Source organism: Pedobacter mendelii (assembly GCF_014635725.1).
GTDB lineage: Bacteria > Bacteroidota > Bacteroidia > Sphingobacteriales > Sphingobacteriaceae > Pedobacter > Pedobacter mendelii.
This window is the reverse complement of the sequence record NZ_BMDJ01000017.1, coordinates 1-25,649: the sequence shown is the minus strand read 5'-3', so window position 1 is coordinate 25,649 and position 25,649 is coordinate 1. Positions and strand designations below refer to the sequence as shown.

Sequence of the window (25,649 nt, the reverse complement as noted above, 5' to 3'; positions counted from 1 at the left end):
ATTGGTTCATTGGTTCATTGGTTCATTGGTTCATTGGTTCATTGGTTCATTGGTTCATTGGTTCATTGGTTCATTGGTTCATTGGTTCATTGGTTCATTGGTTCATTGGTTCATTGGTTCATTGGTAATAGGGCAAACAAGTTAGCAATATTAAATAAACATTCAATCATTCAAAATTCTCTCATTCAAATTTCAATAATTAAAAACATGAGTAACAACGATATATTAAAAAAGCTAAGAGTAGCACTTTCATTAAAAACAGAAGATATAATAACCATCTGCGATTTGGTTGGCTTTAAGGTTACCAAAGCAGAGTTAGGGGATATATTTAGAAATGATGATCACGAAAATTTCAAACCATGCGGCGACCAAATTCTACGCAATTTTTTAAATGGTTTAGTGATTTATAAAAGAGGACCAAGAGAAGAAAAAAAATAAGTCTTGAAAATGAAAATAACATTATCCCTTTTTCTGTTTATAATATTTACATCTTGCTTATATAGGCCAACGGTAACAGTAAAAGAAGATTTTTCTGATGATTGGGCAATGTTAAGTAAATATCAAAAAGAAAATGATTCCATTGGTCCTCCTAAAAAAGGAGAAAAGCGTGTAGTATTTTTAGGAAGTTCTATTTTCGAATTTTGGAAACAGAAAGACTCTGAATATTTCAATAACCATGCGTATTTTGATAGAGGAATAAGCGGCCAGATTTCACCTCAATTACTTATTCGTTTCCGTCAAGATGTTATAAACCTAAAACCGAAGGCCGTTATTATTTTAGCAGGAAGTAATGATTTGGCTGGAAATAGAGGTCATGTTTCAAATGAAATAATCCTTAGTAATATTAAATCTATGGCTGAATTGGCAAAAATGAATCAGATAAAAGTTATCCTTTGTAAGTATTTGCCGATTTATGAATATCCTTGGAATAAATCTCTAAAAGGTACTGCCGAACAAATAATTTCTCTTAATAAAGATATCGTTGCTTATGCCGAATCGGAAAACTTTACCATTTTAGATTACTTTACGCCTCTCGTAGATGAAAAGAATGGTCAGAAAGCAGAATATACAACAGATGGTGTTCACCCTAATTTAGCCGGTTATAAAATTATGGAAGTTGTAACTGATGAAGCAATTAAGAAAACAATTGGAAGATAATATTTCGATTTAGCACTATTCAATAACCCTATTGTTTTAGGGCATGTCACATTGAGCCTGTCGAAATGCCTTGTAATACAATTTAATCGCCTTTCGACAAACTCAGGATGACAACGTATGCTCAGAACTTCTTCTATTAACTTAACTTCTTGTATCGGATGCGCTTAGGTGTAACATCACCCAAACGTTTCTTACGATTTTCCTCATAATCAGAGTAATTTCCTTCGAAGAAATACACTTCAGAGTTTCCTTCAAAAGCAAGAATATGTGTGCAAATTCTATCTAAAAACCATCTGTCGTGACTAATCACTACGGCACAACCACCAAAGTTTTCTAAAGCTTCTTCTAAAGCACGTAATGTGTTTACATCAATATCGTTGGTTGGCTCATCCAGTAAAAGCACGTTGGCGCCTTTCTTTAAAGTAATTGCCAAGTGAACGCGATTTCGTTCACCACCCGATAAAATGCCAACTTTTTTCTGCTGATCGCCACCATTAAAGTTGAATTTAGACACGTAAGCTCGGCCGTTAACGGCTTTGTTCCCTAACTGAATATTATCTAAGCCATCGGTAATATTTTCGTAAACTGTTTTATCAGCTGCTAAATCGTTATGCATTTGATCTACATAACCTAACTCTACTGTTTCTCCAACACGGAAAGTTCCTGCATCAGCTTCTTCCTGTCCGGTAATTAAACGAAATAATGTGGTTTTACCTGCACCATTTGGTCCAATAATACCAACAATTCCTGCTGGTGGAAGCGAGAAGTTAAGGTTGTCGAACAAGACTTTATCTCCATAAGATTTGGTAACATTTGTAGCTTCGATAACAACATTGCCTAAACGTGGGCCTGCCGGGATAAAAAGTTCGAGTTTATCTTCTCTTTCTTTTCCATCCTCGGAAGCTAGTTTGTCATAGTTTGCCAAACGAGCTTTAGATTTTGCATGACGGGCTTTGGGAGCCATACGAACCCATTCTAATTCACGCTCTAAAGTTTTCTGACGCTTGCTTTCTGTTTTCTCTTCTTGTGATAAGCGTTTTGCTTTTTGTTCTAACCAACTGCTGTAATTTCCTTTCCATGGAATGCCTTCACCGCGATCTAATTCTAAAATCCATCCGGCAACATTGTCTAAGAAGTACCTATCGTGCGTTACGGCAATTACTGTTCCTTCGTAGTTTTGCAAAAATTGCTCTAACCAATCGATACTTTCTGCATCCAAGTGGTTGGTAGGCTCATCCAATAATAAAACATCAGGATGTTGAAGCAATAATCGGCACATCGCCACCCGGCGACGCTCACCGCCAGAAAGTACACCTATTTTAGTTTCCGGGTCTGGACAACGTAAAGCGTCCATTGCTCTTTCTAATTTAGAATCGATTTCCCATGCACCCAAAGCATCAATTTTATCTTGTAAAATGCCTTGGCGAGCCATCAATTTATCCATTGCATCGGCATCAGAATAGTTTTCTTCTAAACCGAAAGCTTCATTAACTTCTTCGTATTCCTTCAAAATTGCAGTTACTTCTGCAACACCTTCTTCAACAATTTCGCGTACGGTTTTATCCGGATCAAGAATAGGTTCTTGTGCTAAGTAACCAACTGAATATCCAGGAGAAAAGACAACTTCTCCCTGATAAGTTTTATCTAAACCTGCAATAATTTTAAGTAACGATGATTTACCCGAACCATTTAAACCGATAACTCCGATTTTTGCACCATAAAAGAAAGAAAGGTATATGTTTTTTAAAACCTGTTTTTGTGGAGGGTAAATCTTATTTACACCTGCCATTGAAAAAATGATTTTCTCGTCTGCCATTATGAAATTTTATTTGTGCAAAGATGCTTAATTTCAAACAAAAAGGAAACTGGATTTCAATAAAACGATTAAACAACAATGCAAAGTACACCTAGGTGCCATACTTGCAAATAGCATTTTAAATTTGGTATTTACTTTTTATTGCAAATGAATAGTTAGTGTTCAACCTAAATCGATATATATAGAATTACCAGCCAGATTACGCTAAATACAGAACCAAAAATAAACCATAGGCATATTTTGTTTTAGGTTTTTCTTAATCAAACCTGCATAAATTAACCACCCTAAAAAAGCAATAAAATAAAGTGGAACTGCAAATACGAGCATAACAGATAATTTTTATAATTAAATATAAGTATTCAATTTGGTGTTAAAATATTTCATCACAACTTATTTCTAAATTCATTGCAACTGTAAACAACTGTCAACTCAAATATGTTACTTTTATAAAGTAAATCTTTTTTATAAATGATTAAATCATCCGATGTTTTTTACAGCAATTTGCCAGCCCAACGCATAAAATTAAGTAAGCTATTTATTCAAAAGGAACTTTTTAAGCAAGTTCCCGACGATTGGCATATAATCATTACGGATATTAAAGGATCTACAAAGGCAGTTCTAGATGGGTTTAACGAAAATGTAAATCTTATAGCCACAGGAAGTATCGTTACCGTTTTAAATTTAGCTTACAGTTCTGGCATAACTATACCTTTCTTTTTTGGCGGAGATGGAGCAACCTTTCTGGTTCCATCTTCTATTTTGGATTCTGCATTAAAAAAGCTATCTATTTTTAAAGAAAATACCCTTACCAATTTCAACTTAAATTTACGTGTGGGTACCATTCCTGTAAAACAAATTTATGATGCTGCATTTCAAATCCGTATTAGTAAATTTCATGTATCCGAGTTTTTTTCCATTCCTGTTATTTTAGGTGATGGATTGAGTTATGCAGAAAAATTAATTAAAGCCGAAGATTATTTACTGGCACCAATACATCAGCAAGATGAGATTTTGGATTTAAATGGCATGCAATGCAGATGGGATAAAATTGATCCGCCTCAGAATAGCAACGAAGTAGTAACTTTATTGGTTGTGATAAATAAGAGTGAAGAGCAACCAAAAATTTTTAGTGCGATAGTTAATCAGCTAGATATAATTTATGGTGAACCAAAAAAGAGACAACCTATTTCAGTAGATAAACTTAGGTTCAATACCACCTTTAACAGGTTGAGTAGAGAAATGCGGACACGGATTGGTGAAGTTAAAATCTTCGAATTGATGAAAACCTGGGTAATAAATTTGTACGGATACATTTACTTTAGAACTGAAAGTGGTAAAAACTACCTAAATAGATTGGTGGAAATGTCTGATACATTGGTGCTTGATGGGAAGATTAATACGGTAATTTCGGGAAATGAACAACAAAGATTGAAATTGATAAAATACCTCGATAAGCTGGAGGCGCAAGGATCGATTGTTTATGGGTTATATGTTAGCCCGAATTCTACCATGTCATGCTATGTACGCGATTTAGTAAATGAGCATATCCATTTTGTCGATGGTTCTGAAGGAGGCTATACTCAAGCCGCAAGAATTTTAAAAGCCAAAATATCAGACAAATAAAAATTTAGTGTGAAGTAAAAAAAATCGGCCGAAAAAAAACTAGTTTTGCAAAAATTGGCAAATGAAGAATAACAAAGGCATCTCAATACCGCCCGTTCCTGCTGTAATATTATCCATTGTAAGTGTACAGGGTGGCGCAGCTATTGCAAAAGGAATTTTTCCGGTTATAGGTGCTGCAGCAACTTCTTCGTTAAGAATCTTATTATCGGCAATAATTTTAATCTTATTCAACAGGCCAAACTTAAAAAATTTAACGCCTCAACAATGGAAAACGGTTTCCCTTTATGGGATAACATTGGGCTTAATGAATTTAATTTTCTATAAAGCGATAGAAAGAATTCCTTTAGGTTTGGGCGTAACTTTAGAATTTATCGGTCCTTTGGTATTGGCAATATCGGGCTCTAAAAAAGCTTTAGATTTTTTATGGGTTGTTTTAGCAGCTATTGGAATTGCTTTTATAGCTCCATGGAAAAGCAACGGATTAGATTTAGTTGGTGTGATATTAGCTTTAATTGCCGGCATTTTCTGGGCTGCATATATTGTTTTAGGAGGTCGAATTTCTAAAATAATGGATGGAGGTAAAGCAGTTACCATTGGTATGATGTTCGCATCGGCAGTAATTATTCCTTTTGCTCTTGCAGATGGAATTTTGGTGAATATTACACCAAAGATTTTTATGGCTGGGTTAGCATTGGCTTTACTTTCTAGTGCCATTCCATTTACTTTGGAAATGAAAGCACTGAAAAAAATGCCGGCTAAAACTTTCAGTATTTTGATGAGTTTAGAACCTGCTGCGGGTGCTCTTTCAGGATTAATTTTTTTAAACGAATACCTCTCTGTTTACGAATGGATTGCAGTAGTATTGGTAATCATTGCGAGTGCAGGTGCCACAATAACAAGAAAACGGCAAGAACGGGTTATTGTGTGAAAAGATGCCCATTTTCATAAAAGATTATGCCTTTTGCGGTTTATCCACAAAAGGCATAATTTGTTTGTTTAAATGTAAAGTTATCTACACTAAAATTTATAAAGTTTAGAAGCCTAAACCTAAGGTAAAGCCTCTTAAAGGAGCAGTTATAGTTGCACCAGCAGTTGCTACACCAGTTGTTAAGTTAATACTATAGATTTTTTGTGTTCCGGATACAGTAAATATGCCATAGGCTATTCCGCTTGTACCGCCGATATCAAAACCATTATTTGTTTCTACATTAACGCCAAGCGCACCAACATCTACTAATGTTCCATTATTTGGTGGGTCTTGTCTATACAATCTATCACCTTGAGAATCTATATCGAAAAGAACAGTAGTTGTGGCACCAGCGAAGTTATTTGTATATGCAGCTCCTGAAATTGATGCAGTTGTTAATGATATCGCACCATCAACAGTTAACGTTCCGTCAGCAGGATTTATACGAAAGTTTTGCCCTGTATTGGTTACAATTCTAATTCTATCTACTGTTGGGTTAAAATCAAAACCAACAGATGTTCCAGTAATTAAAGTTGTTAATGGAGCTGTACCAACGGCTGTTGCAACACCCGATGAAGCATTTATAGCATAAATTCTACTTGTACTTCCTAAGGCAAAAAGTTGACCGTTTAATGGTCGCATATCAATGCCTAAAATGTTTTCTCCAGTTTGTGTACCCGTAATCGCTTTAACAATTGGTGCTGGAGATGCTGATAAAGGATTAAAAATCAGCAATTCGTTGTTGTTAGAAACGGCGTAAGCAACCGGCTCAGTAGGAATGGCTAGGCCTGTAATTTGAGAACCTAAATTACCAATTTTTGATGCTTTGCCAGAATTCACGTCAATAGAATAAAGTGCAGATACACCACCTGTTGTTAATGCTGCCAATGCTGCAGTGCCATCTGGATTGATATCAAAACCACCAACCTCGTCAACATCGAAACCTAAAGCGCCAACTTCTACTAATTTCCCGTCATTTGGCGGATCTTGTTTACTTAGTTTATCATTTGCGGCATCGATATCAAAAAGTACTGTTGTTGCTGCACCTGCTCTATTTTGCGTGTAAGCAACTGATGAAACTTTCGCATTTGTAACACCATTAATTGTTCCATCAATAGCTGCTACTGTTCCAGTTTCAGGATTAAGGCGTAAATTTTGACCTAGATTAGTCACCAAACGAATTCTGTCAACGGTCGGGTTAAAATCAAATCCAACTGATGTGCCACTTAAAGCTGGTGTAAATGGGGTAGCAGAAATTGATCTTGCAATACCAGTTTTCTGGTCGATTACATATAAACGACTGGTACTTCCAACACCATATAACTGTCCGGTTGAAGGGCGAAAATCTATACCCAATATAGTTTCGCCGGTTTGTAAGCCAGTAATCGAAATTGTTGAAGTGATGTTTGATGGATTCTTAGCATTAATTAGCAACAATTTGCTGTCGGATGTTAAGGCATAAAAGTTTACATCTGGGCCAGGTGTTAACGTTTCTTGCTCGTATCCCCTGTCTTTTTTACAAGCGGAGAAAAAAATGGGTGTCATAACAGCAAATAATGCCGCTACGATAAAATGTTTAGTTTTTATCATGATTATGGTAAGGATTTAATTAAAGAATATTATTTATTGTGTAAGCAGATTGCTTACTTCGGAGGTTGCTCTGGTATTTGGAGATGACAATACGTAAGTTTAGCATTTGCAGAACTATGGTAGCTTTTTGAATTTGAATTTCCTTTAAATTCAAATGTAGAAAACCCAGGCATAAGGAAATCTGCAAATTTTATTTTTTCTACTATAGAATTTTCTTTTTCTACCGGCTCAGCTTTTCCATCTGATTCTGTTTTAAAAATCACTTTTGATATATTTTTTACAGGCATTGCATAAACTACAATTCTACTCGTAAAAGCGATTAGCAGAATTAACACAATAAAGAATCTTTGAAAAAAAGATGCCATGTTCAAGATTAAATTTTATCAGATTTTCTATTATTTACGAAAAGTAATAGTGAATAGATTTTGTTCGATGATTACTACGTGAAATTTCAAATCAACTTAAACGTAACTGCTGCATTGAAATCTTCAATTTTAGCAGCGAAACATTAATCTAAACCCGATATAAATGAAAAGCCCAAACTTTTTCTGTTTGGCTTGTAATGTTTAGCGGGACTACCACTTAATATTTGTACAACGACTGCTTTTCACAAACTAAAGCATATTACATGTTACACTTAATAGGAATATTTATCAGTTATTATTATACAATTAAGAATTTATTTATTAATTGGTGTCAGCTAGCTTTTATTTATCTGTCAAAACTTGTAAATTGCTTAATCAAAAAGCAACAAGTTGTCAGTTAATAGCAATGTTAAAATCCTTACAATAAACCGACAAAATGAAATTAGAAAGGCTAACCCTCAAGAAAAGTCTTTTTAAAACCTTTAAAACAGTTATTACGTAAGTAGATAAAGAATATATTTAATCTATCGAAAAGATAATCCTATAGTAATTTTTGGGTTGGTGGATATGTAATTAGCCTTTTATCCACCTATATGGCGCAGTTGTTGATAAAATAAAGAAAACAGTAGGGTCTTTTTTTATAATTTATTTTATAGTTTAGAGGCGAGCTGTTAAGAAAGGTATTATGGAAGCAAAATTTTCACCACAGGTTAAAGATGTAATCTCTTTTAGTAGGGAGGAAGCGCTACGCTTAGGGCATGATTACATCGGAACCGAGCATTTATTATTGGGCCTCATCCGCGAAGGCGATGGTATGGCTATAAAAATTTTACGATCGTTAGGAGTTGATACGGGTAAGTTACGCCGCTCAATAGAAGATGCTGTTCGCGGTACTTCGAGTGTTACAGTAAACTTGGGAAATATTCCATTAACTAAACAGGCTGAAAAAGTTTTAAAGATTACTTACTTAGAAGCTAAAATATTTAAAAGCGATTTAATTGGTACAGAGCATTTATTGCTATCGGTGTTGAGAGATGATGATAACATTGCCTCGCAAATCTTATTACAATATGGCGTTACTTATGATGTTTTTAAACAGGAGGTAGAAGTGAATAAAAATGGTTTCAGAGATGATATTTCCAACAGTGCTTCCACTGGTGGCGATGATGATTATCGTGAAGAAGAAAGTTTTAGTACACCTAAAAAGGTTTCGGATATAAAATCTAAAACGCCTGTTTTAGATAATTTCGGTCGTGATTTAACAAAAGCTGCTGAAGAAGGTCGTTTAGATCCAATCGTTGGTCGTGAGAAAGAGATTGAGCGTGTTTCGCAAATTTTATCTCGTAGAAAAAAGAACAACCCAATTTTAATCGGTGAGCCAGGTGTTGGTAAATCGGCTATTGCAGAAGGTTTAGCTTTACGTATCGTTCAGCGCAAAGTTTCTCGAGTATTGTTTGGCAAACGCGTAGTTACTTTAGATTTAGCTTCGTTAGTTGCCGGAACAAAATATCGTGGTCAGTTTGAAGAGCGTATGAAAGCGGTGATGAACGAGCTTGAAAAATCTACTGATGTAATTTTGTTTATTGATGAAATTCATACAATCGTTGGAGCAGGTGGCGCATCAGGTTCATTAGATGCATCGAATATGTTCAAACCAGCATTAGCCAGGGGCGAAATTCAATGTATCGGAGCAACTACTTTGGATGAGTATCGCCAATACATTGAGAAAGACGGTGCTTTAGATCGTAGGTTCCAAAAAGTGATGGTTGAGCCGGCTACTCCTGATGAAACTGTTGAGATTTTAACGAGAATTAAAGATAAGTATGAAGAGCATCATGGTGTAACTTATACTGATGAAGCAATTTTGGCTTGTGTTACTTTAACGTCACGCTATATTTCGGATAGGTTCTTGCCTGATAAAGCAATTGATGCCTTAGATGAAGCAGGATCTAGAGTACATTTAACAAATATTCATGTTCCTCAAAACATTATCGATATTGAAGCTAAAATTGAAGATATTAAAGTAGAAAAAAATAAGGTTGTTCGCAGTCAAAAATATGAAGAAGCTGCTAAACTTCGCGATACAGAGAAGAATTTAATTGAAGAATTAGATAAAGCTAAAGCGGAGTGGGAAGCCGAAACAAAAACTAAGCGCTACGAAGTATCGGAAGATAATGTAGCTGAGGTTGTTGCAATGATGACTGGTATTCCGGTTCAACGTGTTGGCCAAACAGATAGCGTTAAGTTATTAAATATGTACGATAAAGTGGCTGAGAAAATTATCGGTCAGGATGAGGCGATTAAAAAATTGACAAAAGCCATCCAACGTACAAGAGCCGGATTGAAAGATCCTAAAAAACCAATCGGTTCATTTATTTTCTTAGGTCCGACTGGTGTTGGTAAAACAGAATTGGCAAAAGAATTAGCTCGTTTTATGTTTGATAGTGATGATTCGCTAATTCAAATTGACATGAGTGAATACATGGAAAAATTTGCGGTTTCACGTTTAGTGGGTGCGCCTCCGGGATATGTAGGTTACGAAGAAGGTGGACAATTAACAGAAAAAGTTAGAAGAAAGCCTTATGCAGTAATTTTATTGGATGAGATTGAAAAAGCGCATCCCGATGTTTTTAATATCTTGCTACAGGTTTTAGATGAAGGTCAGTTGACAGATAGTTTAGGTCGTAAAGTTGATTTTAGAAATACAATCATCATCATGACATCTAATATTGGTGCCCGTCAGCTTAAAGATTTTGGTCAGGGTGTTGGTTTCTCAACTACAGCAAAAACAAATCAGGCAGATTCACACAGTCGTGGTGTAATAGAAAGTGCTTTAAAACGTGCTTTTGCACCAGAATTTTTAAATCGTGTTGATGATGTTGTTGTATTTAACAGTTTAGGTAAAGATGAAATTTTCAAAATCATTGATATTGAATTGAAAGCTTTATTTGGAAGAGTTCATACTTTAGGATACGAAATTATTTTAACCGAAAACGCAAAAGAATATATTGCAGATAAAGGTTTCGATAGTAATTTCGGTGCTCGTCCGCTAAAAAGAGCCATTCAGAAATATCTTGAAGACCCAATTGCCGAAGAAATTTTGAAGGGTGAATTAGCTGAAGGTGATGTTTTAGAAATTGATTATGATAAAACAACAGAGGTTATTTCAATCGTTCACAAAAAAGGCGAGAAGAAAAAAGAAGAACCAAAAGAAGAAGATTCTTCAAATAAATAATAAAAAAACTCCCGATGAAAATTGGGAGTTTTTTTTTGCTCTTTTAGTTAATAGAGTTAACAAAGCGCATTATTAATTTCTTTGCCAAGCTTAGTTTAATTTTCTTTCTTTGCATTTCACATCCCTATTAAATGAAATTTGCATTTTTGATTTTATTATTTCTTTCGATATCTGTCATTTCTTGTAAAAAGAATGATTTATCAGTTACAACTAATAATGAAAAACCTATAAATACCGGCTTGGCGGTTAATACCAATTTAAATAACGATTTAATTCTAAAATTAGTGAATGATGTACGTAAAGCCGGATGTAGTTGTGGTTCCTCAAATATGCCTGCCGTTGCTCCACTAACCTGGAATAATCTTTTGGCTGCTGCGGCCTTAGCACACAGTAAGGATATGAATGCCAATAATTATTTTAGTCATACATCATTAGATGGGAATAATGCAGGCATGAGAATTATTGCTGCTGGCTACCAATGGACAACATATGGTGAAAATATTGCTGCCGGTCAACCTAATGAGCAAGCTGTTTTTGATGCCTGGATTAATAGCGAAGGTCACTGCAAAAATATTATGAATGCTAATTTTAAAGAAATGGCTGTTGCAAAAGATGGTAAATATTGGACACAGGAATTTGGTCGGCAATAAATGGTTTCACAGTTACATTAGCTATAAACGTGAAACTATTATTCTAATTTAAATTAGTGTTTTTAAAGCATTGTAATAATTCTCGTAATTTTGAGGTGAGGTGTTTAAGAATAAAAATGGCTCAATTAGCTCTAGTTCCATTAACAGGAATTTACCATTTACAAATGTGCCATCAACCCTTGCGTAAAGGCAATCTTTAGCAAAAAGTTTTACATATTCTGATGCAATTTCAATTAAAGCCTGATGTGGATTTTGAATATGTACAGAACCACCGTGAGCCGGTTGCACCCTGAAATCTCCTTGTTTTGCTTTTTTAACTAAAGTGTGGCTATATATGCTGTTAAAGAAAATAAACGACCATTCGCCATTTTCTAAAATTTCGGAAAGGAACGGTTGAATAATAAAATCTTCATCTTTAACAAGTAACCTCAGCTTTTCGTTAATCTCTTCAATATTATCTCGGCTAACCTTAAACGTATTTTTAGCTCCACCGCTAACACAAGGTTTTACAATGAGTTTATCTGTATTAAACTTTTTTAGAAAATCATTGAGATTAATTTCCTCATTTTTGCTAACGAAAATACTTGGTGTAATTTTTAGTCCGGCTAATTCAATTTCTTGTAGGTAATGTTTATCTGCGTTCCACCTAACAACGTCAATTGGATTCAGCAGTCTTATGTTTCTTTCTTCAAGAAAATTTAACCAAATTTTAAAATCATCATATAAATCAAAATAATCCCATGGAGATTTTAGTATTGCCAATTGATAATTATCCCAATTTACTGATGGATCATTCCAGATTACCTTCTCTATAGTTAAACCTTTTGATTTCAAAAAATCTAGTAATTGATCATCTTCACTTTCAACAGTAGTTGAATCATAAGCACCTTTATCCTGATAGGTAACGTAAGCGATATTCATATTTAACATAGCCGCAAATTTAATATTTATTTGTAAAGAGGTTAAAATAAAGTCATCTGCTCGCTAGGAATTTTAAAAAGACTGTGGTTTAAAATAATTTCATTTTGGTTAAGTCCGTTTAGTCGACAATGGAGTTTAAAGTTATTCTTTATCATTTCTGAAATTTTCCCATCGCCACGCATTCTATCGCCAAATCTGCTATCGTTAACATTTCCACCATGGCAACTTTGTATCATGTGCCAAACTTTATCAAACCTATCGGGAAAGTTTTTCCGCAGCCAATCTTCAAAAATTTGCCCTATTGCACCATTAAGCCTTACAATTGTATAGCCGGCTTTAATGGCACCGGCGTTTGCAACCGCTTTTAAAATCGCGGGAATTTCATGGTCGCTTAAACCAGGTACTAATGGAGCAACCATAACACCCATTGGTATGCCTGCTTTACTCAATTCTTCTACAACTTTTAATCTTTGATTGGCCGTTGCTGTTCTAGGCTCCATCGCTAGCCGAAGTTTATTATTTAAACTATTAATCGAAGAATAAACCATAATCAGATTCAGCTTTGCCATTTCTTGCAGAATATCTGTATCTCTCAGGATTAATGAATTTTTCGTAATCATCCCGATAGGTTGTTTATACTCCAACGCAATCTCCAAAAGTTGTCTTGTTAGTTTAAATTTTTTTTCAGCAGGCTGATAACAATCTGTATTTCCAGAAAGCGAGATTGTAGAAGCGTCCCAATTTTTTTTCTCCAGAAACTTTTTAAAAAGGGCAGGGGCATCCTTTTTTACAATAATTTTTCGTTCAAAATCTAAACCTGCGCTATAACCCCAATATTGATGTGCATTTCTGGCGTAGCAATACGTACAACCGTGTTCACAGCCTTGATATGGATTTAACGAATAAGCCATACCAACATCCGGACTATCAACTTTGTTAACTATACTTTTGGAGTTTTCGAATAGAAAAGTTGTTTTATGATCGCTTTCTTCACAATCATCAATACCTTCATCGTGCTCTTTTACATAACTATTTCTAAAAAATTTATTATGTGGATTAAATTGTGCACCTCTTCCTTTAAAATATTGATTTTCTTCCTCATTAATCATAAATTAAAATTACTAATATTTTTAGTAATTTTAGGCCGATGTTAAGAAGTTATTTAAAGATTTTACTTACGCGATAAAGGGATATAATCCATTGGAACCATATCTCCAATTTTTTCATAAGCCCAGTATCCTTCATAAAGCATTGAGCGGGAATCGTAAATGCCACCATTGGCATAAAATCGAACCGGGTTTTGAGTGGTGTGGTTTACAACAGAAATTTCGTATTCTGGAACATCTAAAGGGCGGAAAATCCAAAAGCCAGTATTAGAATATGCTAAAGATTCTTTTTCCTTCGTGTATTGCACACAAAGTGCATCTGTGTAGTTTATCCATTTTAAATTTTCATTGTAATCATGTACAAGCGTATCTGGAATTACATCAGCTCTGCTAAACTTATCAATAAAGCGTGGCATTTCCTTTTGCTTGGTCCAAAAATCTAATAACCCTACATCAACTTTGCCTGCAACTTTTCTTATCCCTGTTTTTTCAGGCAATGTTCTTATTTTGGTTAAGTTTTCGTTGATTACATTTTCCGGGTATCGGTTCGGATTAGGGGTTTTAATTATCTTATTGATTAAAAATCCTTCTTCTTTTGTTCTACCTTCGTAAAGCGACCTAAAAAAATGTTGCGAGGAACCGTAATAGGCAATTTCTCTTGCTTCAATATATTTTTTCTTTTTTGTTGCCGATGCTTTTAATTCTTCAAAGAAAGGATGGCCAGAAAAGTAAATTATCCGAGTGCGACTATTGTACTCAAAGTAATCCAACATGTATTTTAATTTGTAACCTAAAGCTTTATTTTCTACAATTAAAAATTCAGTTGTTTTAACCGTAAGCAAGCTTTTTGTAACATCAAAATCTACATTTAATACCTGCGGATTTAATATTTTACATTGCTTTGAGTTAGGTGTTATGCCTATAAAATATTCGGTAAACTGTTTAATATATTTTGCCCTATTTGGGTCGGCTTTGATGGTAACTTCATTAAGTTGAACAGTGTTTTCTTTTAAAAATAAATCTACTTGAACGGATTTATCAGAAATAATTACACCTTTTGAGAATGGCATATAACCAACCATTTGAACAAGTACGTCATAACTGCCGGGCTTGAGATTAGGCAGGCTAAAATTTCCGTTATTATCTGCAACTGTTGCAATTTTATAACCGCTTAAGTAAATGCCAGCACCAGGCAATCCACCTTTATCATCTCTAACTTTTCCGCTTATCGAAAAAGTATTTTGGCAAAGAGCACCAACTCCCAAGAAAAGAAATAGCAGAGAAAAAAAAGTGCTTTTAATCATTAGAGCGAATGTAACCAAATCGAATAATAAATATTAAAATTTAGAAATGATTTTAACATTTTTAACATTTTATATTATGATTTTAGTATGGTTTAGCCATTGTTGGCAGATAATCGAGCGGAACGCTATCAGCCATTTTTTCCCAGCTCCAGTAACCTTGGTAAAGCATAGAACGAGGATTATATGTTCCGCCATTTTCATAGAAGTAAACCGGAGCAACTAATAAATTTAGGATTGAGATTTGATAATCAGGCATATCAAAAGGACGCGAAACAGACAAGCCGATTTGATTAGCATAACTTGGTGCTTCCCGCTCCTTGGTATAAATTACGTAAAGCGCATCCGTAAAATTTACACTTTTTATACTCTGATTATATTTTTTCACCAATGTATCGGTTAAAACCTCTTGCCGGTTTAATATTGAAATTTCTTTAAGTCTATTCTTTTGTTTTAACCAATAATTTAAAGAGTCGCTTCCACTAATGGATATTGTTAATTTCCCCAAAGAGCTTTGTCCTATGCTTCGAAATTGTTTTATTTTGTCATTTATCAAACTATCTGGTGGACGGGTTTTATCAACTTGTTTTATTAATTTATTTATTATAAAGCCTTCTTCTTTTAATTTACCGAAATAAAGACTATTAAAAAAATGCTGAGCCGAGCCCCTGTAAGCAATTTCTCTTTTAGCTGCCCAACGTTTTAGCTGCCCTTTATTTCCTTTTAAATCTTCGTAGTAGGGGTAGCCTTCATAAAAAATAATCCGGGTTTTGTTATCAAACTCGAAATTATTTAATTGATATTTTATGCGGTAACCCAGTGCTTTATTTTCGATAATTAGAAACTGATTGGTTTTTACAGTTAATTTCGAATCCTCATTGTTATAATCAATTATAAGTACATTCGGGTTTATAATTTTACATTGTGCTGCATTAGGGGTTGTGCCCACAAAAAAATCAGTAAACATTTTAATGTAGCCTTCCCTATTTGGATCTGGCTTTATGGTTACCTCATTTAGCTGAAAAGCATCTTGCTCCAATACAAAATTCGCAGTTAAAGCTTTATCACTAATGATAATATTTTGATTTAATGCCTTAAACCCGATTAACTGAATTAGTACATCGTAATTGCCGGGTTTCAAGTTTAGGGAGTATTTGCCATCATTATCTGCAACTGTGGCAATTTTATAACCACTAACATATACACCTGCGCCGGGTAAAGTTTCACCAAGCTTATCTTTTACAACCCCTGAAAGTACAAAACTTTGCTGGGCAAATGAAAATGTATAAGCAAACAAAAAGAAGCAAAATGATAATATTTGTTTCATTTAACAAATATAAACTAATTTTTTAGTTTAAAGAATTGATACTATCGAAGTAATTCTTTTGCATTTTCTATCGCAGATGCTCCAGGGTTTTTGCCACTCAACATTTCTGCGATTACATCTATTCTTTCTTCTTTCTTTAATTTTCGAATACCTGTAGTCGTTTTGCCACCATCTTCATTTTTATAAACAAAGTAGTGAGATTTACCTTTAGCTGCAATTTGTGGCAAGTGAGTGATGGAAATAACCTGCATATTTTCACCTAAATCGGCAATCACTTCGCCAACTTTTAACGCAGTTTCGCCCGAAATTCCTGTATCTATCTCATCAAAAATGATGGTTGGAAGTGATGTATGTTTAGCCAATAAAGCTTTAATGGATAACATCAATCTGGATAGTTCTCCACCAGAGGCAACCTTATTTACTGGCGCTGGCGCCTGACCGGCGTTTGCTGTAAAAAGTAGATTGATTTCATCCAAACCATCTTTATTAAGGTCTTGTAATATAGTTTGGGATAATACCAGCTTTGCATTCGGCATACCAACCTGATGCAATGTCTTGGTGGTTTGTTCTTCAACTAATTTTATCGCTATTTTTCTATTCGCACTTAATTTATTTGCCTGCTTTGTCAATTCGATTTTCAACTGCTCGTTTGCTTTCTTTAATTGCTCAATATTTTCATCCGATGAAAGCAACTGATTGAGATTTATTTCTAATTGATTTTTTAATGCTATCAATTCTGAAGTGTTAGCAACACGATGCTTTTGTTGCAGCGAATAAAGCGAATCTAATCGTTGATTTATACTATCTAATTTCTCTGAGCTATGTAATGTGTTTCCTTCGATAGTCGCTGTTTCATCAGCAATATCTTTAATTTCTATTATGGATGAACGCAACCGCTCAAAAAGAATGTTGATTTCAGGATCGAATTTCTCTATTGATTGTAACTGAATTTGTGCTTCTTTCAAAAGTTCAATAGCTGATGGCTCACTTTCGGTTAACAATCCCGTGGCAGTTAATAATGCTCTTTTAATAGTTTCTGCATGCGTAAGTTTTTCTAGCTCTTGCTCCAGCTCTTCTTGCTCATGTTCTTTTAAATTAGCTTGCTCTAATTCATTAAATAAAAATTGCTCATAATCTTGTTTACTTCTGGCATCGGCAGCATCATTAATTAATTTTTTAAGTTGCGATGTATTTGATTTTAGTTTTTTAAAACCGTTTCTATAATCACTCAACAATGTAAAGTGATTGGCAAGAGAATCTACAATTAGTAATTGAAAATCAACATCAATAATTTCTTGAGTTGCATGCTGCGAATGAATATCGATTAGCTTTTCTCCAATTTGCTTTAACAGCGATAAATTTACAGGTGTATCATTAATAAAAGACCGTGATTTACCATCTATTGAAATTTCTCTTCGCAAAGTTGTTTCATTAAAAAAATCCAGGTCGGCCTCTTCAAACTGCACTTTCAAATTTTCATCAGCTAATAAAAAGGTTCCTTCAATAACGCATTTTTTATCTTGATTGAAGAAATATTTACTTTCGGCTCTTTGACCTAAAATTAGAGAAAGTGCACCTAATATAATAGATTTACCTGCACCGGTTTCTCCAGTGATTATATTTAAGCCTTTATCAAATTCGATATCTAAACTATCGATTAATGCGTAATTACGAATGGAAATTTTTTGTAGCATAACTAAAGCAAAAATACTAAAAACTTATTTTAACATTGGTTACAAAACAAAAACGGCGAAGATTATTCTCCGCCGTTTTAAAATATATTTGGTTGGTTTTTAGTTTTCTATTTTTTCAGGTTTTTCTTTCTTTTCAGCTTTTTGCTTTCTCTCCATTTTTTCCTGTAGTTCTCTTACCTCTTTATCAAACTTTTGTCTCAGTTTTTTATATTCTTCAGTCTGTCTTACATTATTTGACCTTTCAATATCGAACATTCTAACCGAATTCAATTCCTTTCTAGCTTGAAAAACTGAGTCAGCCCTCGCACGAGAATAAACCGATTTTAATCCTGCTAGATTTTTTGAAGCATTAATCCTGAGATTGACATCACCATCTAGATTTTCGATATTAGGTAAGGCCAATAAAATTTCGTTAACTTTTGTAAGTTGCGCAATGGCTTCAGGAGATGAGTATTCTTTAGCCATGTCTTCTCCAATTTTCTTCCATTTTGCTTGTGCTTCTGGCGAACCATATTCTTTAGCCACATCTTCGCCAAATTTTTTCCATTTTGCCTGGGCCTCAGGAGATGAATAAGCTTTCGCTACTTCCTCGCCAAATTTTTTCCATTTTGCTTGCGCTTCTGGAGATGAATAAGCTTTAGCCACTTCTTCACCGTATTTTTTCCATTTTGCTTGTGCTTCAGGAGATGAATATGCTTTTGCTACATCTTCACCATATTTTTTCCATTTTAATTGCGCTGCCGGAGAATTAAAGTTTTTGTAAATTTTGGCTTTAAATAAGGAATCACGAGACATAAATGTAGAATCTGATTTAAATAGATAGGCATTGTTTCCATCAAAGAGCTCATCCTGGTAAAAATCTTTCCTCAGACTATCTGGCATATCTTTTACAGAATTATATTCAGTTTTTTTGCCATTTGCATCAATCGTAACAATTTTTATTTTACGTTTTTTAGTGGTGTCCAAATACATTAGCGGACGACTAGCTTCCGTTAAATTCAACTTTGATAAATGGTTACTAATGATTTTGATTTCATTAGTTTTCTTCTCAGCTGGATTAATCCATGCGATAGAAAACAAGCAGGCAACACCTAAAGTTAATGCTGCCATTTGCTGTTTGGCATTTAAATAATTTGTTTTCATATTGGTTATGCGTTTAATGCGTTGATATAAATTTTGAGTTTTGCCGGTTGCTGCTAATGCATACGCCGGACTAGTTTTGTCTTTTAACAATTCTAATTTTAATAAAGCATGAGCATAATTAAGGGGTTTTCCTGTAGCTTTTAATACCAAATCATCACAAGCATGTTCTCGTTCTATATGTATAAATTTCCCGGCCATCCACACAAATGGATTGTAAAAAAGAAATGTTTCAATAGCGGTTTTAATTAGGTTTAGCAAAAAATCATTCCTGCGGATATGAGAAAGTTCGTGAATTAAGATAGCTTCAACCTGGTCGTTGTCTAATTGGTTAACCAATGCGATAGGGAATAATACTACAGGTTTTATATAGCCAATTACTAATGGCACATTTACAATTTCTGATAAATGAAAGGCAACTTTTTTATTGATTTTTAAATTCGCTGTAACCGTTGCAAAAATTAATTTCCATCCTTCGGGAATGTTACTCAAGCCTTGATTTTTGAATCTATTTAATTTGCTGTATCCTTTTATGATAACAAACAACTGAAGCGCGATTCCTATCAAATAAAATGTAATAACCAAAGGAAAGTATTGCTCTGCCTTACTGCTGAAGCTTTGAGGTAAATTATTTAAATATACATAAGCATCTAAGTTTGGAATACTTTCAGCTGCATTTTTTACCGGAATGCTTTTAATCATTTGGCTGATAAAATTGTATCCGAAACAACCGAACATTAAAACTATGGAGCCGAAAGCCAGATTGTGTTTATACTTAGCTTGTAGTTTTGGTAAGCTAAATAATATGATGAACAATACACCATAAATAAGTGCACTTTGCCACAAGGAGTTTATGATGCTCCAACCAAATGCTTTGATAAATTGTTGAACTAAAGTTTCCATATTAGCTGTTTTTTTCTAATTTTTCTAAATACTTTTTTATTTCATCTATCTCGTCTGCACTTGCGCTGTGGTTGCCCAAAGCTTGCATCACTAATCTCGCTGCCGAACCATTAAAAACATTATCAATCATTTTGTTAACGAGCTGTTTTTCAGTTTTATCTTGGTTAACAATGGCTTTGTATATATGTGTTTTTTGATTTGTGTCTCGCTCTACTAAACCTTTTTCATGCATAATTTGCATAAGTTTTAAAGTGGTGGTATAACCAGAGTCTTTTTTATCTAAAGCTTCATGAACTTCCCTAACCGTACATAAGCCTTTCTGCCACAGCACTTGTAAAATTTCCATTTCACCTTCGGTTGGTTTGATGTTGGTATTGCTCATATGTTACAGTTCTACGAATTATTTCGTATGTAAATGTACGAAGTTATTCGTAATAACAAAATAATTTAATAAAAAGATTTTGAAATGTGTATAAAAGAGCCTTTAAAGCTATATTATGTAGTATTTTATGAGATTAATTTCTTTGTCAAGCTATTTAGATTCGAGCAATTCTGCTATCTTATCTCGTAATTCTCTTCCCTTAATATCTTTAGCAATTATTTTTCCCCTAGGATCAATAAGCACGTTAGCAGGAATAGTGGTTATTCCATAGAGTAGTGCAGCCTCATTTTTAGTTTTAAGATCGGATACTTGCATCCATGGAAGTTTATCTTCTTTAATTGCATTGAGCCATTTCATTTTATCTGTATCAATTGACACACTTAAAACAGTAAAATTTTTTAAATTGTATTTCTTGTAAACTGTTAGAATATTGGGATTCTCTGCTCTACAAGGGCCACACCAAGAAGCCCAGAAATCAACAAGAACATATTTATTTCTATAATCTGAAAGTTTAACGGGCATACCATCTGCTCCATTTTGAGTGAAATCTTTTGCCATAGTCCCAATAGTAATTTTTTTACCTTCTTTAATCTTTCTGATTATTTCTTGACCTTCAGGCATTACCTTAAGTTTAGTACTTAACCTATTAAAACTATTTTCTACCTGTGGTAAATATTTACTAAAACGTGCCATTTGCGCTAATGTCAATAAACTTACGTAGGAATTTGGGTGGGTATCTATAAATTTGAATTGAATAGGAAATTTATCATAATTGGCAGTCTCTAATTTTGTGTTGGTCAAATTTAGTAATGCAGAATCTTTCAATTTATTCTTAGCATCATCTAATCTTTTTATTTGTTTGTTCAGCGGATCTAATGCTAAAAGAAGTTTTGCATAATCATTATTTGATGGTGTTCCGGAGATAATTGAATTACTCAAAGTATCAGTAGAATATAGCTTAATCTGTCCGGCTTCAATGTAAATGCTAAATGAATCAAATAGCTCTGCTGCATATTTAGGATTATCATTTCGACATAAATAGCCTCTTACCTTTGAATTAATGTTCCCTTTAAATTCGAATTTACCTTTGTATACTATAGTAGAATCATCAACAATTTGACCACTTTTTCTGTAGCTTAAAAAAATCTTATCGCCGTCTTTATAAGCCTTTCCAAAGCCCAAGATTGTGAAAGATGATTGTGCAAATAAACTTATCGGAAGCATTGCAATAGTAATGAACACAAATCTTCTCATCGCCTTTGTTCAACTCATTAAGTTATAACTGTAGTCTAATTAGATTTCAAACCTTCATATTTCCCAATATTAGCGGGGTCGATTTCAGATAACATATTATATGCTTTCAGTCTTTCTTGTGTATTTAATTTTGAGAGAACATTACTAATTTCTTCGGCTTTGGAAGCAAAGTAAACATTAGGAAATATGGAGCCCAATTTTTGTTTATCCATTTGTTGCAATGCAGAAAGTGCATTAACAATTGGCATTAATCCTTTATCATTATCTGTTAACTGATCTAAACCACTGAAATGATAGCTATAAATGAAACTCCTTAGTTCCGCAAAAATGGGGTTTAAGGCATTTTCATTAAACCAGAAGCGATTTCGGAGTCCATCGGCAGCTCTCCATCCAGAGTTTCCAGATGCTTGGGCAAGATTGATAATGTTTTGTGCTTTCTTAAAATACGGCGTTCCACCCATCTTACTGAAACTATCCTTATCTAAAGCAATAATGGTGTATGCATAATAGGTGAGGAGTGCACTTATGTTTGAGATATAATTTTGGTCAGAAAAGTCTATAACTGAACCATCATTAAAAGCAAAATCGAAATTCTTATCACTTATATTTAACAAAGTGCTATTATATGTACTGTTAAATACTGGGCGACTGCTTTGAATTTGGGCCTCTGCTGTATAACCCGAACCACCATCCCAAGAGTTTATCGTGATAACAAAGTTGCAATTAATACGCTCTTGTGGTTTGTATGTTTCGTTAGTAAACTTATTATTGTTTAAGAAATCTCGTATTGTTTTTTGAAGTACATCTAATGTGGGCTTGCTAATGTTTGATACCTGTGGTGCCAATAATTGTACTCTTGCATTTAGTTCCTGTGCCTTTACTTTTATAATGCCAATTAATAAAAGGAAACAAAAAATTTTTTTTATCATTTTATTATTTTTAAAATAGCTTCACAAATATCTTTAGCAACTTCAGTTTTCGATTTCATGTCGAATACGGTTTTTTCCAGCGCTTTGTTAAAAATAGTAATTTTATTCGTATCCGATTTAAAACCTGCACCTTTATCGTTTAAGGAGTTCAGAATAACAAGATCAAGGTTTTTTTTTTCTAATTTGCCTTTCGCATAGTTTTCTTCATCATTAGTTTCTAAAGCAAAGCCGACTAAAATCTGGTGTGGCTTTTTATTTTTTCCTAATGAGGCTAAAATATCTGTTGTTTTCTCCAATTCTAAAGTCAAATTATTCTCCTGTTTTTTAATTTTTTGAACAGAAACTACTTTAGGTTTATAATCTGCAACAGCAGCGCACATAACGGTTATATCTGTATTATCAAAAATCGAACTGCAGGCATTTAACATATCCTGAGCACTAATAATATCAATTCGTTTTAAATTTTGATTTGCTTTTTGAGTACTGGGTCCGGCAATTAAAGTAACATCTGCACCAAGCTTCGCAAATTCATCAGCAATAGCAAATCCCATTTTCCCTGATGAGTGATTACCGATAAAACGAACAGGATCGATTGCTTCATAAGTCGGTCCTGCAGATACCATTACTGTTTTACCATAAAAAGGCATCGATTTTTTAATTGAGTTATCTAAAAAAGAAACAATTTCTTCAGGTTCTGCCATTCGGCCTTCACCGAATAAGCCACTTGCTAACTCACCACTTTCGGGTGCAATAACAATGTTTCCAAAGCTTGTAATTTTATCGATGTTTTGCTGTGTGGTTTCATGCTTCCACATGTCTAAATCCATTGCAGGAGCAACATAAACCGAGCATTTAGCAGAAAGATATACTGCTGTTAGAAGGTTGTCGCAAATTCCATTCGCTAATTTAGCCAGAGTATTAGCGCTTATTGGTGCGATGATGATTAAATCAGCCCAAAGGCCTAATTCGACATGATTGCTCCAAACACCTGTTTCCTTTTCGAAATATTGGGTGTAAACTGGATTTTTAGAAAGCGTGGCAAGGGTAAGTGGTGTAATGAAATTAGCACCATCTGGGGTAAGAATAACCTTAACGTTTGCACCAGCTTTAACTAAAAGCCGAACCAAAAATGCCGATTTATATGCTGCAATGCTGCCGCAAACGCCAAGGATTATATTTTTATTTTTAAGCATAGTTTATAACCTGTTAAGCAAAGGCAAAAAGCACATCTTAACAACGCTATGCGCCAATACTATACACTAATTATTTTTGTTCTTTAGCAGGATTTCTGTGATAGATTTTTTCATTCAAAAATTCATCAATCGCAACCAAAACAGGTTTCGGCATACGCTCATAGTGTTTACTTATTTCAATTTGCTCCCGGTTTTCAAAAATCTCTTCAAGGTTATCATTGCTCGATGCGAATTCTGCTAATTTACCATGCAATTCTTCTTTCATATTATTAGAAATCTGATTTGCTCTTTTAGCAATAACAACTAACGATTCGTATAGGTTGTCAGTTGTTTTATCTAAATCATGTACATTTCTGGTAACCGTAGTATTCGGTACAGCAGGTTTGTTAGTATTCATGTGTTACTTGTTTTTAATATCTGTGGTGTTATTAACTTTGGTAGTATCCTTAATTTTGCCTGTTTTTTTAAGCATTTCTAAATATTTTGCTTGTTCTGCAGCAAATAAAGCCATATCTTGCTTATTCATTACTAAACCCACTTCAATATCAGTTTTAAGCTGTTTGGCATCATTCGCAAATTTGCTTTTCGGGTAGTTTGCTGTAAACTCGTTATACAATTCAATAGCCTCATTATATCTATCTTCCTGGCGAACAGGAACACTGTTTTTAGCATACATATATTGAGATTTTATCATTAGAAAGTCCATCTCTTCGGCATATCTGATGTCAGGATAATCTCTTTGGGCATTTTTAAGCGCTATAACTGCAGCTCTGTAATTTTCTACATTACTTGGCCCCGTAGTTAAATACATTTTGGCATTTTCAAAAGCCTTATCTTCTAATTTACCCCTTAAGGTTGCAATGTATTTTGCAGCTGCTGTTGCACGTTCACTGGTAGGATATAAGTTTATAAATAATTGTAGAGCATCTATAGCTTTATAAGTATTCTCCTGATCTAAAGAAAAAGTTGGCGATTCTAAATAATAGCAATATGCAGCCATGTATCTTGCCTCTTCTGCATCCTTACTTGCAGGATATGTATCTGCAAAGCTTTTAAATTGATACCTTGCTGTTGTATAATCCTGTAATTTGTATAATGTATTGGCATAATAGAAGTTCAATCCTTCAGCTTGCTCTCGGCCACGATATTTTTGCGATAAATCCTCAAAAAGCACCAGAGCCTTACTAAAATCACGTTTATTATATAATCTGATGGCCTCCTGATATTTCTTTGCAACGTCGTTACTTGCCCTAAGCTTTTCGAAACGACTTTTACAACCAGCGATACCAATAGCGGCAACAAATACTAAAATAATTAGGTGTTTAACTTTAAACATTCTGCAAAGATAATTAATAATATTATAACATCAATAAAAACAATTGGCTGCTAAGCTATGCAAAGCAATTCAGTAGTAAATATCAGTTAACAATTTTTAACATATATATAATATGTATGTTCATCATTCATTTCTATCTTTTGGTAGGAGATACCACTAAGTAATATTAAATTTTCAGAAAATCAGGTTTCTGTGCATTTTTTAATGTTAGTCCCGCCCTCATTCCAAATCCTCGGTTCGTTCCTTACCTTGCGGGTTTTCCATTTAGGTCGGGTTTAGATTACTTAGAACTGTGCAATACACTCGGGTTTCCAGTCATGGCTTTCAAAATAGAACACTTTTCTTCATGTAAATTCGTTACAGTCTACATTAATTTTCATCTGTGTTAATCTGTGTGCATCTGCGGGTTAACATCTTTACGATTGGGGTTTCTATTAGATTGCATAATTCTTATTTTATGAATTTAGGTTTTTTACTCGGAATCACATCAGACAAGCTTATGCAATCAAATCTGGCATAAACATTAAAACATAGAGAAAGTTTTAAGCGTCAATTAATTTTTTCTTATTGTAAATAAAGCAGTTAAGCAAAAACGATAAATATTTATGTGGATTGGTTTGTATGGTGGAAGAATTTTTCTACTTTTGCAACCCGCTTCGGAGGAAGGGAAAATGTTTGAAGGGTGAAAAGAAAAGGTTTAGAATTATTTGGAAATAGTTCTTGTGGGAGGGAGAAAGTTTGTTACCTTTGCAACCCTGT

Annotated in this window: 21 protein-coding genes; 6 read left to right on the top strand and 15 right to left on the bottom strand. The window is 34.1% G+C overall.

Features of this window, described 5'->3' with window-relative positions; all coding sequences use genetic code 11:
• Window positions 1–207: 207 nt before the first annotated feature.
• Together IEV50_RS19105 and IEV50_RS19100 are read left to right on the top strand one after the other, a co-directional pair.
• Window positions 208–438, top strand: coding sequence for a DUF1456 family protein (locus IEV50_RS19105; protein WP_123205800.1), 231 nt, complete (start codon window positions 208–210; stop codon window positions 436–438).
• Window positions 439–447: 9 nt separating this feature from the next.
• The gene (locus IEV50_RS19100) at window positions 448–1,158 is read left to right on the top strand and encodes a GDSL-type esterase/lipase family protein (RefSeq protein WP_188417461.1); all 711 of its coding nucleotides are present in this window, start codon (window positions 448–450) and stop codon (window positions 1,156–1,158) included.
• Window positions 1,159–1,294: 136 nt separating this feature from the next.
• Here the strand turns inward: IEV50_RS19100 and ettA are convergent, their stop codons facing one another.
• Complete coding sequence (ettA, locus tag IEV50_RS19095; protein ID WP_188417459.1) at window positions 1,295–2,974, bottom strand: energy-dependent translational throttle protein EttA; 1,680 nt, start codon at window positions 2,972–2,974, stop codon at window positions 1,295–1,297.
• A 468-nt stretch (window positions 2,975–3,442) separates the two neighbouring features.
• Between ettA and IEV50_RS19090 the strand changes: the two genes are divergently transcribed.
• Both IEV50_RS19090 and IEV50_RS19085 read left to right on the top strand, forming a co-directional pair.
• On the top strand, window positions 3,443–4,597 hold the full coding sequence (locus IEV50_RS19090) for a DUF3095 domain-containing protein (RefSeq protein ID WP_188417457.1): 1,155 nt from the start codon (window positions 3,443–3,445) through the stop codon (window positions 4,595–4,597).
• A gap of 61 nt (window positions 4,598–4,658) precedes the next feature.
• Window positions 4,659–5,525 (top strand): EamA family transporter, encoded by an 867-nt coding sequence (locus tag IEV50_RS19085; RefSeq protein ID WP_188417455.1) that lies wholly within the window; start codon window positions 4,659–4,661, stop codon window positions 5,523–5,525.
• 105 nt (window positions 5,526–5,630) lie between these two features.
• Here the strand turns inward: IEV50_RS19085 and IEV50_RS19080 are convergent, their stop codons facing one another.
• Together IEV50_RS19080 and IEV50_RS19075 are read right to left on the bottom strand one after the other, a co-directional pair.
• Window positions 5,631–7,154 (bottom strand): DUF4394 domain-containing protein, encoded by a 1,524-nt coding sequence (locus tag IEV50_RS19080; protein ID WP_188417452.1) that lies wholly within the window; start codon window positions 7,152–7,154, stop codon window positions 5,631–5,633.
• A 53-nt stretch (window positions 7,155–7,207) separates the two neighbouring features.
• A complete protein-coding gene (locus tag IEV50_RS19075; protein WP_188417450.1) occupies window positions 7,208–7,519 on the bottom strand; it encodes a hypothetical protein in 312 nt (103 codons plus the stop codon).
• Window positions 7,520–8,204: 685 nt separating this feature from the next.
• Between IEV50_RS19075 and IEV50_RS19070 the strand changes: the two genes are divergently transcribed.
• Window positions 8,205–10,754, top strand: coding sequence for an ATP-dependent Clp protease ATP-binding subunit (locus IEV50_RS19070; RefSeq protein WP_188417448.1), 2,550 nt, complete (start codon window positions 8,205–8,207; stop codon window positions 10,752–10,754).
• Window positions 10,755–10,885: 131 nt separating this feature from the next.
• The gene (locus tag IEV50_RS19065) at window positions 10,886–11,404 is read left to right on the top strand and encodes a CAP domain-containing protein (RefSeq protein WP_188417446.1); all 519 of its coding nucleotides are present in this window, start codon (window positions 10,886–10,888) and stop codon (window positions 11,402–11,404) included.
• Window positions 11,405–11,452: 48 nt separating this feature from the next.
• Here IEV50_RS19065 and IEV50_RS19060 read toward each other — a convergent pair whose 3' ends face one another.
• The 12 genes from IEV50_RS19060 to IEV50_RS19005 form a co-directional block, all read right to left on the bottom strand.
• Window positions 11,453–12,334: an ATP-grasp domain-containing protein gene (locus IEV50_RS19060; protein ID WP_229746810.1), complete on the bottom strand. Its 882-nt coding sequence runs from the start codon at window positions 12,332–12,334 to the stop codon at window positions 11,453–11,455.
• A gap of 32 nt (window positions 12,335–12,366) precedes the next feature.
• The gene (locus IEV50_RS19055) at window positions 12,367–13,434 is read right to left on the bottom strand and encodes a PA0069 family radical SAM protein (protein ID WP_188417444.1); all 1,068 of its coding nucleotides are present in this window, start codon (window positions 13,432–13,434) and stop codon (window positions 12,367–12,369) included.
• Between the two features lie 62 nt (window positions 13,435–13,496).
• Entirely contained in the window at window positions 13,497–14,735 is a 1,239-nt protein-coding gene (locus IEV50_RS19050; RefSeq protein ID WP_188417442.1) for a carboxypeptidase-like regulatory domain-containing protein, read from the bottom strand.
• Window positions 14,736–14,817: 82 nt separating this feature from the next.
• Window positions 14,818–16,059, bottom strand: coding sequence for a carboxypeptidase-like regulatory domain-containing protein (locus IEV50_RS19045; RefSeq protein ID WP_188417440.1), 1,242 nt, complete (start codon window positions 16,057–16,059; stop codon window positions 14,818–14,820).
• A 41-nt stretch (window positions 16,060–16,100) separates the two neighbouring features.
• Complete coding sequence (gene recN / locus IEV50_RS19040; protein ID WP_188417438.1) at window positions 16,101–17,753, bottom strand: DNA repair protein RecN; 1,653 nt, start codon at window positions 17,751–17,753, stop codon at window positions 16,101–16,103.
• Between the two features lie 99 nt (window positions 17,754–17,852).
• Window positions 17,853–19,796, bottom strand: coding sequence for a M56 family metallopeptidase (locus IEV50_RS19035; protein WP_188417436.1), 1,944 nt, complete (start codon window positions 19,794–19,796; stop codon window positions 17,853–17,855).
• Window position 19,797: 1 nt separating this feature from the next.
• Window positions 19,798–20,178: a BlaI/MecI/CopY family transcriptional regulator gene (locus IEV50_RS19030; RefSeq protein WP_123206501.1), complete on the bottom strand. Its 381-nt coding sequence runs from the start codon at window positions 20,176–20,178 to the stop codon at window positions 19,798–19,800.
• A 150-nt stretch (window positions 20,179–20,328) separates the two neighbouring features.
• Window positions 20,329–21,432 carry a TlpA disulfide reductase family protein gene (locus IEV50_RS19025; RefSeq protein ID WP_188417429.1) on the bottom strand — a complete coding sequence of 368 codons (1,104 nt, stop codon included), beginning with the start codon at window positions 21,430–21,432 and terminating at the stop codon, window positions 20,329–20,331.
• A gap of 35 nt (window positions 21,433–21,467) precedes the next feature.
• Entirely contained in the window at window positions 21,468–22,361 is an 894-nt protein-coding gene (gene porD / locus IEV50_RS19020; RefSeq protein WP_188417427.1) for a type IX secretion system protein PorD, read from the bottom strand.
• Window positions 22,358–23,554: a bifunctional phosphopantothenoylcysteine decarboxylase/phosphopantothenate--cysteine ligase CoaBC gene (gene coaBC, locus IEV50_RS19015; RefSeq protein WP_188417425.1), complete on the bottom strand. Its 1,197-nt coding sequence runs from the start codon at window positions 23,552–23,554 to the stop codon at window positions 22,358–22,360. The genes porD and coaBC overlap by 4 nt, the downstream gene beginning before the upstream one ends.
• Window positions 23,555–23,624: 70 nt before the next feature.
• Entirely contained in the window at window positions 23,625–23,951 is a 327-nt protein-coding gene (locus IEV50_RS19010) for a DNA-directed RNA polymerase subunit omega (RefSeq protein ID WP_056094546.1), read from the bottom strand.
• Window positions 23,952–23,954: 3 nt separating this feature from the next.
• Window positions 23,955–24,890: an outer membrane protein assembly factor BamD gene (locus tag IEV50_RS19005; RefSeq protein WP_188417421.1), complete on the bottom strand. Its 936-nt coding sequence runs from the start codon at window positions 24,888–24,890 to the stop codon at window positions 23,955–23,957.
• Window positions 24,891–25,649: the final 759 nt, after the last annotated feature.